Annotated in this window: 8 protein-coding genes; 7 read left to right on the top strand and 1 reads right to left on the bottom strand. The window is 69.4% G+C overall.

Annotated features, from left to right (window positions below; genetic code table 11):
- From AB0P18_RS00670 to AB0P18_RS00650, 5 genes are all read left to right on the top strand, one after another.
- A complete protein-coding gene (locus tag AB0P18_RS00670) occupies window positions 1–657 on the top strand; it encodes a histidine phosphatase family protein (protein WP_363358478.1) in 657 nt (218 codons plus the stop codon).
- A gap of 296 nt (window positions 658–953) precedes the next feature.
- The gene (gene pulA, locus AB0P18_RS00665) at window positions 954–6,992 is read left to right on the top strand and encodes a pullulanase-type alpha-1,6-glucosidase (protein WP_363358477.1); all 6,039 of its coding nucleotides are present in this window, start codon (window positions 954–956) and stop codon (window positions 6,990–6,992) included.
- 512 nt (window positions 6,993–7,504) lie between these two features.
- Window positions 7,505–8,641 (top strand): acyl-CoA dehydrogenase family protein, encoded by a 1,137-nt coding sequence (locus AB0P18_RS00660; protein WP_344056030.1) that lies wholly within the window; start codon window positions 7,505–7,507, stop codon window positions 8,639–8,641.
- Window positions 8,638–9,540 (top strand): 3-hydroxyisobutyrate dehydrogenase, encoded by a 903-nt coding sequence (gene mmsB / locus AB0P18_RS00655; RefSeq protein WP_363358476.1) that lies wholly within the window; start codon window positions 8,638–8,640, stop codon window positions 9,538–9,540. Before AB0P18_RS00660 ends, mmsB begins: the two co-directional genes overlap by 4 nt.
- Window positions 9,537–10,319 carry an enoyl-CoA hydratase gene (locus AB0P18_RS00650; protein WP_363358475.1) on the top strand — a complete coding sequence of 261 codons (783 nt, stop codon included), beginning with the start codon at window positions 9,537–9,539 and terminating at the stop codon, window positions 10,317–10,319. Before mmsB ends, AB0P18_RS00650 begins: the two co-directional genes overlap by 4 nt.
- A 43-nt stretch (window positions 10,320–10,362) precedes the next feature.
- On the opposite strand, the gene AB0P18_RS00645 is transcribed toward AB0P18_RS00650, so the two are convergent.
- Window positions 10,363–10,899: a MarR family transcriptional regulator gene (locus AB0P18_RS00645; protein ID WP_344055919.1), complete on the bottom strand. Its 537-nt coding sequence runs from the start codon at window positions 10,897–10,899 to the stop codon at window positions 10,363–10,365.
- A 108-nt stretch (window positions 10,900–11,007) separates the two neighbouring features.
- Between AB0P18_RS00645 and AB0P18_RS00640 the strand changes: the two genes are divergently transcribed.
- Both AB0P18_RS00640 and AB0P18_RS00635 read left to right on the top strand, forming a co-directional pair.
- Window positions 11,008–11,784: an electron transfer flavoprotein subunit beta/FixA family protein gene (locus tag AB0P18_RS00640; protein ID WP_363358474.1), complete on the top strand. Its 777-nt coding sequence runs from the start codon at window positions 11,008–11,010 to the stop codon at window positions 11,782–11,784.
- Window positions 11,785–11,786: 2 nt separating this feature from the next.
- Entirely contained in the window at window positions 11,787–12,755 is a 969-nt protein-coding gene (locus AB0P18_RS00635) for an electron transfer flavoprotein subunit alpha/FixB family protein (protein WP_363358473.1), read from the top strand.
- Window positions 12,756–12,757 lie beyond the last annotated feature (2 nt).

The following is a 12,757-nucleotide window of genomic DNA, read 5'->3' as shown; positions in this document are numbered from 1 at the left end:
ATGTCCCTCGATGATCCGTTGCCCGATCGCCCCGCTCCGGACAACCCCCAGGGCAACCTCGTCCTGATCCGCCACGGCGAGACGGAGTGGTCGAAGTCGGGTCGTCACACCGGGCTCACCGACATCCCGCTCACCGCCAGGGGGGAAGACCTCGCCCGCGGCGCCGGTCGTCTCGTGGCCCGTTACGACTTCTCGCTCGTGCTGACCTCGCCGCTGGAACGCGCACGCCGCACCGCCGAACTCGCGGGTCTCGACGCCCAGATCGATCCGCTCATGGTCGAGTGGGACTACGGCGGGTACGAGGGGCGCACGACGCGCGACATCCGCGCCGAGCTCGGGTACAACTGGAGCGCGTTCACGCACGGCGTCATCCGCGGCGCGACGCCCGGCGAGACCGTGGAAGAGGTCGCCGCCCGCGCATCACGTGTGCTGAACCGGGTTCTGCCCGCGATGGTCGAGGGCGATGTCGCGCTCGTGGCGCACGGGCACTTCCTGCGCATCCTCACGGCGGTGTTCCTCCGCATGGCACCGCGGTTCGGCGCGCAGATCACCCTGGACGCGGGCTCCGTCTCGGTCCTGAGCTACTACCGCGAGCAGCCCGCCATCGTGTCGTGGAACTACGGGCTGGTTCTGCCGCTGGAGCCCTCCGAGTCCTGACCCTCACGGCGTCGGCGTGCCCGGGGACTGCTGAGCGGGGCTGAAGGAGGTCGAATTCGGCCCGTAGTGACGACACTGGTCACGACCAGCAGTCTTTCGGCACCTCGGCGACCTCGGACACGGCAGATCCGAAACGACGGCGGCGCGCACGACCGTCGCGGCGTCCGGGCGGCCGGTCCTGCAAGCGCTTACACGGACTGCTGTAAGCGCTTGCAATCCTGTGGATCTCCTGTTACCTTCGGCTGAATCGCGCCGGGTACGCAGCCGTGCCCACTCCATCCCCCCAGGAGCCCCCCGTGTCGAAGAAGACCCCTGTTGTCCGCGCACGCCGGTTGATCGCCGTCCTCGCCTCCGCCGCACTGATCCTCACCGGAGCGGTCGCCGTCACCGCTCCGGCCGCCGCTGCCGACCGCACGTTCGCGCTCGTCGGCAGCCTCCAGAGCGAGCTCGGGTGTTCGGCCGATTGGCAGCCGGACTGCACCCAGACGAGCCTGCAGCCCACCGGCACCGAGGGCGTCTCCGCCGCTGAGTTCGAGGTTCCGGCCGGCTCCTACGAGTACAAGGTCGCCGTGAACGGCACATGGGACGAGTCGTACGGCCTGGACGGCGGTGGCGACAACATCCCGCTCACGGTCAACGGTCCCGCCACGCTGCGCTTCGTGTTCGACGACAACATCAAGCGCGTCGGCGTCGAGGCCACCAGCCTCGCCGCCGGCTACTCCGCCGACGACGACGCCCTCGTCGCAGCCCCCGCCCGCCAGCCCGGCAGCGAAGAGCAGTTCTACTTCGTGATGACCGACCGCTTCGCCAACGGCGACGCCACGAACGACCTCGGCGGCCTCGAGGGCGACCGGCTCACCACCGGGTTCGACCCCACCGACAAGGGCTTCTACCAGGGCGGCGACATCGCGGGCCTGCGCAGCAAGCTCGACTACATCGAGGGCCTCGGTACCTCGGCGATCTGGCTGACCCCGAGCTTCAAGAACCGTCCCGTGCAGGGCGAGGGCGCGAACGCGAGCGCCGGATACCACGGCTACTGGATCACCGACTTCACCCAGATCGACCCGCACCTCGGCACGAACGCCGAACTCGAAGCCCTGATCGACGAGGCCCACGCCAAGGGCATCAAGATCTACTTCGACATCATCACGAACCACACCGCCGACGTGATCTCCTACGAGGAGAACCAGTACACGTACGTCGATCAGGCGACGAGCCCGTATCGGGATGCCGCCGGCAACGTCTTCGACCCGGCCGAGTATGCGGGCGGCGACACCTTCCCGACGCTCGACGCCCAGACGAGCTTCCCGTACACCCCGGTCGTCGCGCCGGAGGACCAGGACCTCAAGGTGCCGGCGTGGCTGAACGACCCGACGCTGTACCACAATCGCGGCGACTCGACGTATTCCGGTGAGTCCACCACCTACGGCGACTTCAGCGGGCTCGACGACCTCATGACCGAGAACCCGACGGTCGTGGACGGTTTCGTCGATGTCTACAAGACGTGGGTCGACCTCGGCATCGACGGATTCCGCATCGACACCGCCAAGCACGTGAACTTCGAGTTCTGGGAGCAGTGGTCGCAGCAGGTGCTCGATTACGCCCACGCGTCCGGCAAGCCCGACTTCTTCATGTTCGGCGAGGTCTACGACGCCGACCCGGCGAAGCTGTCGCCCTACGTCCGCGACACCGACATGAACTCGGTCCTGGACTTCACGTTCCAGTCCAACGCCGCCGCGTACGCGAAGGGCGGCTCGGCTGCGCTCCTGCAGTCGCTGTTCGCCGGTGACGACATGTACACGACGCCCGACTCGTCCGCGACGGCGTTGCCGACCTTCCTCGGCAACCACGACATGGGCCGCATCGGGTACTTCCTCGGCGGGTCGGGGACCCTCGAGCGCGACGAGCTCGCCCATGAGCTGATGTACCTCACGCGCGGCCAGCCGGTCGTCTACTACGGCGACGAGCAGGGCTTCGCCGGCACCGGCGGCGACAAGGACGCCCGTCAGAGCATGTTCGCGACGCAGACGGCCGAGTACGCGAACCAGCCCCTCGTCACCGGCGAGCAGCTCGGCTCGACCGATCGGTTCGACACCGCCGCGCCGCTCTACACGCAGATCGCCGACCTGTCGGCGCTGCGCAGCGGCCACACCGCGCTGCGCACCGGCGCCCAGATCGAGCGCTACGCCGATGACGGCCCCGGCGTCTACGCGTTCAGCCGCGTCGACCGCGACGAGAAGATCGAGTATCTCGTCGCCACGAACAACTCCGCCTCCGAGAAGACGGTGCAGGTCCCGACGCTGACCGCCGACGCGACCTTCGCCCCGCTGTACGGTGCGAGCGCACCGATCACCTCGGGCGCCGACGGCGCGGCATCCGTCACCGTCCCGGCCCTGTCCGCGGTCGTGTTCACCGCCGACCGCACCGTGAGCGCACCGGCTGAGGCGGGCCCGATCACGGTGACCGCGCCCACCGCCGGTGCGGGCCTCAGCGGCCTCGCCCCGGTCAGCGCGGACATCGCGGACTCGACGTGGGCGGAGACGAGCTTCGCGTGGCGGGTCGTCGGTGACACCGACTGGACGCCGCTCGGCACGGCCGAGGACACCTCCCCCCGCGTCTACCACGACGTCCGAGGCCTCGCTGCCGGCACCCTGATCGAGTACCGCGCGGTCTCGACGGATGCCGCCGGCCACCGTTCTGCGGCGTCCACATACGCGTCCGTCGGCAACGCCGTCACCGCGAGCATCCCCGAAGAGCCCGAGGTGCCGAACGAACCCGAGCCGCAGGAGCCGACCGTCTACGGCGCCGTGAGCGTCCCCGGCAGCTTCAACTCCGAGGCGGGGTGCCCGGGTGACTGGCAGCCCGATTGCGATCAGGTGCAGATGACCCAGGTCGACGGCATCTGGACCCTGACCCTCGACGACCTTGCCGCCGGCACGTACGCCTACAAGATCGCGACCGAGAAGAAGTGGGACGAGAACTACGGCGCGGGAGGCGCTCAGAACGGCAGCGACATCACCCTCACGCATGCCGGGGGCAAGATCACCTTCTACTTCGACCCGCGCACGAAGAACATCCGCTCGACGGCCGACGGCCCGATCATCACGCTCGCCGGCAACTTCCAGAGCGAGCTCGGCTGCGCGGGCGACTGGGATCCGTCGTGCCTGACGGCGATGATGTTCGACAAGAACGCCGACGGCACTTTCCAGTTCACCACCGACGACCTCCCGACCGGCTCGTACGAGGTCAAGGTCACGCACGGCCTGAGCTGGGACGAGAACTACGGTGCCGGCGGAGTCTCGAACGGCCCGAACATCGCCTTCACCGCGAGCGCAGGCAAGGTCGTGACGTTCCGCTACGCGCTCGCGACGCACGTCCTCACCGTCACGACGGTGGATCCGCCGCTCGCGGGCCTGGGTGAACAGCGCGCGCACTGGATCGACGCCGAGACGATCGCGTGGCCGGCCGACCTCGGCAGCACTGCCGCGGGCGCGACCTGGCAGCTGTACGCGTCGCCCGACGCGGGCCTGACCGTGGCCGACGGCGAGGTCACGGGCGGCGACCCGATCGAGCTCACCCCGATCGACGGTGGCCTGACCGACGCGCAGAAGGACGAGTTCCCGGCGCTGTCGTCGTACCGCGCGCTGCGCGTCGAGGGGGCGGATGCCGCCACCCTCGTGAAGGGTCAGCTCGCGGTCGCGCAGCGCAACGCCGACGGGAGCCTGACCGCCTTCACCGGCGTGCAGATCCCCGGGGTGCTGGACGACCTGTACGCCGACGCGCTCGCCGATGCGAAGCTCGGCGTGACGTTCCAAGGCAACAAGCCGACCTTCCGGCTGTGGGCGCCCACCGCGCAGACGGCGACGCTGCTGACGTGGGATGCCGGTGCCGCCGGCGACCCGGTGCGTCACGAGGCGGCGTGGGATGCGGCATCCGGAACGTGGTCCGTCGCCGGAAAGCGCGACCTCAAGGGTGACGAGTATCTCTGGGAGGTCGTGGTGTACGCCCCGACCACCGGGAAGATCGAGACGAACGCGGTGACCGACCCGTACTCGGTGGCCCTCACGGTGAACTCCGAACGGTCGGTCGCCGTCGACCTCGCCGACAAGGCCCACAAGCCGAAGGCGTGGGAGAAGGCGAAGTCTCCGACGATCGACAAGCCGGTGGACCGTTCGATCTACGAGCTTCACATCCGCGACTTCTCGTTCACCGACGAGACGGTGCCGGCCGAGGAGCGGGGTACCTACAAGGCGTTCACGCACAAGGACAGTGCGGGCATGACCCAGCTGGCCCAGCTCGCGGATGCCGGGATCAACACGATCCACCTGCTGCCCTCGTTCGACATCGCCACGATCGAGGAGGACCGCGCCGCGCAGGCCGTCCCGGGTTGCGATCTGGCCTCCTTCGGCCCGGCGTCGCCGGAGCAGCAGGCGTGTATCAACGCGATCCGCGACGCGGACGGGTTCAACTGGGGATACGACCCGTTCCACTTCTTCGCGCCCGAGGGCTCGTACGCGGTGGATCCGAACGGCGGCGCACGCGTCGCGGAGTTCCGTTCCATGGTCGGGGCGCTGCACCAGACCGGCCTCCAGGTCGTGCTGGACGAGGTGTTCAACCACACCGCCGAGTCCGGGCAGGGCGAGCGTTCCGTGCTCGACCAGGTCGTGCCGGGCTACTACCAGCGGCTCAACGCGGCCGGCGGTGTCGAGACCTCTACGTGCTGCCAGAACGTGGCCACCGAGCACGCCGCCGCGCAGAAGCTCATGGTCGACTCGGTGGTGATGTGGGCCCGCGACTACAAGGTCGACGGCTTCCGCTTCGACCTCATGGGTCACCACTCGAAGGAGAACCTGCTCGCGGTGCGCGCGGCGCTGGATGAACTGACCGTGAAGAAGGACGGCGTCGACGGCAAGGCGGTGTACCTCTACGGCGAGGGCTGGAACTTCGGCGAGGTCGCGAACAACGCGCTGTTCGAACAGGCGACCCAGGGGCAGCTCGGCGGCACCGGGATCGGCACGTTCAACGACCGTCTCCGCGACGGGGTGCACGGCGGCAGCCCGGTCGACGGCTCGTCCACCCTCGAGCAGGGCTTCGGCACCGGACTCGGCACCGACCCGAACGGGTCGCCCGTGGACCCCGCCGACCGCACGCTCGGCGAGCAGACCGACCTGGTGAAGCTGGGCCTCGCGGGCAACCTGCGCGACTTCGCGTTCGAAGCCTCGGACGGGACGGTCAAGACCGGCGCCGAGGTGGACTACAACGGCTCGCCCGCCGGCTACGCCGACCAGCCCGACGAGGTCATCAACTACGTCGACGCGCACGACAACGAGACGCTGTACGACCTCGGTGTCTTCAAGCTGCCCACGGACACGCCGATTGCCGATCGGGTGCGCATGAACACCGTGTCGCTCGCGACGGTGACCCTCTCGCAGTCGATCTCGTTCTGGCACGCCGGGACCGAGCTGCTGCGCTCGAAGTCGCTGGATCGCAACAGCTACAACTCCGGCGACTGGTTCAACCGGATCGACTGGACCGGGCAGGAGTCCACGTTCGGCTCCGGCCTGCCGATGGAGGCGGACAACGGCGAGAAGTGGCCCCTGATGGCGCCGCTCCTGGCGAACCCGGCGCTCAAGCCGGCGGCATCCGACATCGCCTCTGCCGAGGCGCAAGCGCTGGACCTGTTGCGGGTGCGCTCGGAGGTCGACCTGCTGCGCCTGGGCTCGGCGGAGCTGATCGAGCAGAAGGTGTCGTTCCCGAACGGGGGGACGGATGCTGCTCCCGGCGTGATCGTCATGGTGATCGACGACCTGCTCGGTGAGAACGTGGACCCGGAGCTCGAGGGCGCGCTGGTCGTCTTCAACGCGTCGCCGGATGCTGTCACCCAGACCGTCGACGTGCTCGAGGGCCGCTCGTTCGCCCTCACCCCGGCGCTGGCGAATGGATCGGACCCGGTCGTGAAGACGACGACGTGGGATGCCAAGACCGGCACGGTCACCGTGCCCGCCCGCTCGGTGGCGGTCCTCGTGGACGTCGAGGACGTCGACACGGCGGTCTTCACGGTGCCGAACAAGGCGCTGGTGAAGGCCGGGACCCCGGTGAAGGTCACCGGGCGGGTGCTCGCCGACGACGGCAGTGCTCCGGTCGGCACGGTCACGATCACCGATCGCGGCACGGTCATCGCGACGGCTGAGCTCACGGCCTCGGCGAAGGGCAAGGTCGACATCGCGCTGCCGAATCTGGGGCGCGGCATCCACCTCCTGCGGACGACCTTCACGGGAGCCGACGGCTGGCGCGACTCGCAGTCGCTGTTCGCGGTGCCGGTCGTGGTGTTCTAGCCCGGCGCCCGCCTCTTACGGGTCCCCCCGCCCACCGAAAAGGCGCCTTCTCGCTCGAGAAGGCGCCTTTTCGCCGACTCGCCCCGCGGGTCCCTCGTGTCGAGGTGGTGCTCCTCCCGCCGAGGTGGTCCCTCTTCTCCCGAGATGGTGCTCCTCCCGCCGAGGTGGTCCCTCTTCTCGCGAGATGGTGTGCACCATCTCGGCGGGAACCCCACCATCTCGGGAGGAAACCCACCATCTCGGGAGGAGACCCACCATCTCGGGAGGAGACCCACCATCTCGGGAGGAGACCCACCATCTCGGGAGGAGACCCACCATCTCGGCGGCGAGCGACCATCCCGAGACGGACGGGCGACATGTGAAGGGCGGCCGTGAGACTCCTGGTCTTCCTCGGATATACTAGGAAGTCCAGGTAAAGTGATCAACGTGCCAACGGCGGCGCGGAAGGAGGCGGCAGAGTGTCGCAGCAGGCGGTCATCACACCGAGCGAATCGGTCACAGACGTGCTCACGATGAGTCCGGACGAGCGCGCCGCGATCATCGAGGCGGTGCGTGACTTCGCACAGTCCGAGCTCGCGCCGCACGCGCTGGAATGGGATGAGCACAAACACTTCCCGCGTGAAGCGCTCCGCCACGCCGGCGAGCTCGGCCTCGGCGGCATCTACGTCCGCGAGGACGTCGGCGGCTCCGCCCTCAGCCGTACGGACGCCGTCGCGATCGTCGAAGAGCTTGCGAAGGCCGACCCGGCGGTCGCGGCGTTCATCACGATCCACAACATGGTCGCGTGGATGATCGACACGTACGGCACCGACGTGCAGCGCCACGAGTGGCTCCCGAGCCTCACGGCGATGACCGGCTTCGGCAGCTACTGCCTCACCGAGCCCGGTGCGGGGTCGGATGCCGCGGCCATCACGACCAGCGCGATCAAGGACGCCGATCACTACGTCCTCACCGGCGTCAAGCAGTTCATCTCCGGCGGGGGCGAGGCGGCGGTCTACGTCGTGATGGCCCGCACCGGGGAGCCCGGAGCACGTGGCATCACCGCGTTCCTCGTGCCCGGCGACGCCGAGGGGCTGTCCTTCGGACAGAACGAGAAGAAGATGGGCTGGAACGCCCAGCCCACCCGTCAGGTCATCCTGGACGAAGTGCGCGTCCCGGCGACTTCGATCCTCGGTGCCGAGGGTCAGGGCTTCAAGATCGCGATGTCCGCCCTGAACGGCGGCCGCATCAACATCGCGGCGTGCTCGCTCGGAGGCGCGCAGTGGGCCCTCGACCGTGCCGTGCAGTACGTGCAGGAGCGCTTCACGTTCGGCGAACCGCTCGCCGAGAAGCAGTCGGTCGTCTTCACGCTCGCCGATATGGCCACCGACCTCCGCGCCGCACGCGCACTCGTCCGCGACGCCGCGCGGGCGATCGACGAGAAGGCCCCCGACGTCGCCTTGCAGTGCGCCATGGCCAAACGCTTCGCCACCGATGCGGGCTTCCGCGTCGCGAACGAAGCCCTGCAGCTGCACGGCGGGTACGGGTACCTGCACGAGTACGGCATCGAGAAGGTCGTCCGCGACCTGCGCGTCCACCAGATCCTCGAGGGCACGAACGAGATCATGCGCGTCATCATCGGCCGCGAGCTGCTGGGATCCGGGCGATGACCCGCGTCGCGTTCCTCGGCCTCGGGCACATGGGCCTGCCGATGGCCTTCAACCTGGCGAAGGCCGGCCATGAGGTGATCGGCTTCGACGTCGTGCCCGCCGCGATCGACGCCGCGCGCGCCGGCGGCCTGGTCGTGGCCGACGCGGGGACGGATGCCGCGGCATCCGCTGACGTCGTCATCACGATGTTCCCGAGCGGGAGGCACGTGATCGACGCGTACCGCGACGGACTGCTCGCCGCGACGGCACCGGGGACGCTGTTCATCGACTGCTCCACGATCGCTGTCGACGAGGCGCGCGAGGCGCACGCGCTCGCCGAAGCGGCGGGCCATCGCTCGCTCGACGCCCCCGTCTCAGGCGGGGTGGTCGGCGCGGAGAACGCGACGCTCGCCTTCATGGTCGGCGGCTCGGATGAGGACTTCGAGGCGGCCCGGCCGCTTCTGGAGGCGATGGGCCGCCGCGTCGTGCACTGCGGCGGCGCCGGCCTCGGGCAGGCGGCGAAGGTCTGCAACAACATGATCCTCGCGGTGTCGCAGATCGCCGTGGCCGAGGCGTTCGTGCTCGGCGAGCGGCTCGGGCTCAGCCATCAGGCCCTGTTCGATGTCGCCTCGAACGCATCGGGACAGTGCTGGGCCCTCACAACGAACTGCCCCGTCCCGGGACCGGTGCCGACGAGTCCCGCGAACCGCGACTACCAGCCCGGTTTCGCGGGCGCCCTCATGTCGAAAGACCTGGGGCTCGCCGAGCAGGCGATCGATCTCACCGGCGTCGACGCGCGGATGGGCCTGCTCGCGCGCGAGATCTACAAAGAGTTCGCGGACGGCGCGGGTGCCGGGCAGGATTTCTCGGGGATCATCACCACGATCCGCGCCGAGAGCCGAGGAGCAGCATCCGCATGACGACCTACACGTACGAGACGATCCTGGTCGAGGCCCGCGGCCGGGTCGGGTGGATCACCCTGAACCGTCCGGAGGCGCTCAACGCCCTCAACTCGCAGGTGATGCACGACATCGTCGCCGCGGCCTCGGCCTTCGACGCCGATCCGCGCATCGGCGCGATCGTCGTGACCGGATCCGAGCGCGCTTTCGCCGCCGGCGCCGACATCAAGGAGATGGAGTCCAAGACCGGCCTGGACATGGTCATGGACGATCACTTCGGCGGCTGGGCGCGCTTCGCCGCGGTGCGGACGCCCGTGATCGCCGCGGTCGCGGGCTACGCGCTCGGCGGCGGCTGCGAGCTCGCCATGATGTGCGACATCATCCTCGCCGCCGACTCCGCGAAATTCGGCCAGCCCGAGATCAACCTCGGCGTGATCCCCGGGATGGGCGGCACGCAGCGACTCGTCCGGGCGGTCGGGTACTACAAGGCCGCCGAGCTCGTGCTCACCGGTCGCCTCATGGGCGCTGAAGAGGCCGAGCGCGCCGGGCTCGTGTCGCGGGTCGTCCCGGCTGCCGAGCTGCTCGAGGAGGCCGGAAAGGTCGCTGACACGATCGCCGCGAAGTCCCTTCCGTCCGTGTACGCCGCGAAGGCGACGCTGGATGCCGCGCTCGAGTCCACGCTCGCCGAAGGCCTGCGCCTCGAGAAGCACACCTTCGCGTCGCTGTTCGACACGGCGGACCAGAAGGAGGGCATGGCCGCCTTCCGCGAAAAGCGGTCCCCCGACTTCCAGAACCGCTGACTCTCCCCCCGATGGCAGTCTCGCGGGTGGGTGCGGCGCCGGGCTACAGGGGGTCGGGCAGCGGGCGCGGCTCGGCGAAGTCGCCGGCATCCTTGCGCAGGCGCGCGATGATCGCCACCAGTTCGGCGGTGTCCTCTGCGCTCAGGCCCGGCTCGGCGAACACCTGCTCGTTCAACGCCAGGGTCGCGCGCTCGACGAGATCACGACCGGATGCCGTCAGCACGAGCATCGCGGCACGTCCATCGACCGGGTGGGGGCGTCGCTCGACGAAGCCGTCGCGCACGAGCCGGTCGACCGTGTTGGTGACGCTCGTGGGGTGCACCTGCAGCCGCGCGATCGCGCTGGCCATCGGCATCCGTCCCTCTCGGGTGAACCCCAGCAGGCGCAGCATCTCGTACCGCGCGAACGACAGGCCGAAGGGCTTGAGCGCCGCATCGATTCGCGCGAGCATGAGCTGCTGCGCGCGGATGATCGAGGTCACCGCGGACATTCCCGGTGCGGCATCCGTCCATCCGTGCGCCGTCCACTGGCGCTTCGCCTCGGCGATCGGGTCGACGGGAAGCGGTCCTGACTTGGGCATCCCGGGCCTCCCTTCCGGCGATGTCCACGGTAGCCGTTCGAGGCCGCCACGAGCGCGATCGCGGCTGTGCGCGCGCCATAGACTCGAAGCACGAAGGAGCGGAGCGCAATGAGAATCGTCGTCTTGGTCAAAGAGGTCCCGGACACGTGGGGTGATCGCAAGCTGAGCCTGGAGACGGGTCTGGCCGATCGGTCCGCGAGCGAGCGGGTGCTCGACGAGATCGGGGAGCGTTCGCTCGAGGTGGCGTTGAGTTACGCGGATCAGAATGCCGGCACCGAGGTGGTCGTGGTGTCGATGGCGCCGGCGGAGTCCGCGGCGACGGTGCGGAAGGGTCTCGCGATGGGCGCGCATTCGGCGGTGCAGGTCGCGGATGAGCAGCTGGTCGGGGCGGATCTGGGTCTGACGGCGGAGGTGCTGGCCGCGGCGGTTTCGCGCACCGGGTTCGATCTGGTGATCGCCGGGAACCTGTCCACGGACGGGTCCGGTGGGGTGATGGGCGCGATGGTCGCCGAACTGCTGGACGTGCCGAACCTGACGGCGTTGACCTCGGTGCAGATCGAGGACGGTCGGGTGTCGGGGGAGCGGGCGAGCGACGGCGCGACGATGCGGGTGTCGGCGGAGCTGCCGGCGGTGATCTCGATCACGGAGGCGCTGCCGGACGCGCGGTTCCCGAACTTCAAGGGCATCATGGCGGCCAAGAAGAAGCCGTTCGAGACGCTGACCCTCGCGGACCTCGGTGTCGAGCCGGAGGATCACTCCGCGTCGCGCTCGATCGTGCTGGCATTGAGTGAGAAGCCGCCACGTCAGGCGGGGACGAAGATCGTCGATGAGGGCGACGCGGGCGAGAAGCTCGCGGAGTTCCTCGTGCAGAACAGGCTGGTGTGATCATGGCGTTCGCAGAGGATTCGATCCTGGCGCTCCTGGATGTGATGCCGACCGGCGAGCTGGCCAAGTCCGCGGCCGGGCTTCTCGGGGCGGCGGCGGAGATCGGCACGCCCGTCGCGGTGATCGTCGGCGACGAGAAGCTCGCGGCGGATGCCGGTGCTCTGGGCGCGGCATCCGTCCTGGTGGTGGCGCCTGTGGCGGGGGAGTTGACGGTGCCGGTAGTGGATGCGCTGGCCGCGGCGGCGGATCTGGTGCGCCCGGACGCGATCCTGATCTCGAACTCGATCGAGGGACGTGATGTCGCGGGCCGGTTCGCAGCGCGGACCCGGTCGGGTCTGTGCGTGGACGCCGTCGTTGTCTCGCGGGATGCCGAGGGTGTGGTCGCGCAGCACTCCGTATACGGGGGTGCGTACAACGTCGACGCCGCGGTGACGTGGGGGGCGCCCGTGATCACCGTGCGGCAGGGCGCGGTCGAGGCCCGCGCGGCCGCGGTCGCAGAACCGGCGGTGCAGAATCTCGCCGTGACCGCGTCGGGCAAGCGGGCCGCGTCGGTGGATGCGGTGGAGCCGGCCGCGGTGACGTCGTCGCGGCCGGAGCTGCGCGGCGCGAAGGCGGTCGTCTCGGGAGGCCGGGGGCTGGGGTCGGCGGAGAAGTTCGCGCTCGTCGACGAGCTCGCCGACGCGCTGGGAGCTGCGGTGGGTGCGTCGCGCGCGGCGGTGGACGCCGGGTATGTGCCTCAGTCGTACCAGGTCGGGCAGACGGGTGTCTCGGTGTCGCCGCAGCTGTATGTCGCGCTGGGAATCTCCGGCGCGATCCAGCACAAGGCCGGCATGCAGACCGCGAAGACGATCGTCGCGATCAACAAGGACGCCGACGCGCCGATCTTCGAGATCGCCGATTTCGGTGTCGTCGGCGACCTGTTCACGGTGGTGCCGCAGCTGATCGAGGCGCTGCAGGCGCGGAAGGCCTGACC

This window comes from Microbacterium sp. NPDC064584, from assembly GCF_040687315.1.
Classification (GTDB): Bacteria; Actinomycetota; Actinomycetes; order Actinomycetales; family Microbacteriaceae; genus Microbacterium; species Microbacterium lacus.
Note: the sequence above shows the minus strand (reverse complement) of the source record. Positions and strands in the feature narration are given on the sequence as shown.

Excerpts from the sequence above, each read along its gene's own strand:
- AB0P18_RS00635 (WP_363358473.1), top strand. The coding sequence starts at position 11,787 with ATGGCGTTCGCAGAGGATTCGATCCTGGCGCTCCTGGATGTGATGCCG.
- AB0P18_RS00640 (WP_363358474.1), top strand. The coding sequence starts at position 11,008 with ATGAGAATCGTCGTCTTGGTCAAAGAGGTCCCGGACACGTGGGGTGAT.
- AB0P18_RS00645 (WP_344055919.1), bottom strand. The coding sequence starts at position 10,899 with ATGCCCAAGTCAGGACCGCTTCCCGTCGACCCGATCGCCGAGGCGAAG.
- AB0P18_RS00670 (WP_363358478.1), top strand. The coding sequence starts at position 1 with ATGTCCCTCGATGATCCGTTGCCCGATCGCCCCGCTCCGGACAACCCC.
- AB0P18_RS00660 (WP_344056030.1), top strand. The coding sequence starts at position 7,505 with ATGAGTCCGGACGAGCGCGCCGCGATCATCGAGGCGGTGCGTGACTTC.
- mmsB (WP_363358476.1), top strand. The coding sequence starts at position 8,638 with ATGACCCGCGTCGCGTTCCTCGGCCTCGGGCACATGGGCCTGCCGATG.
- AB0P18_RS00650 (WP_363358475.1), top strand. The coding sequence starts at position 9,537 with ATGACGACCTACACGTACGAGACGATCCTGGTCGAGGCCCGCGGCCGG.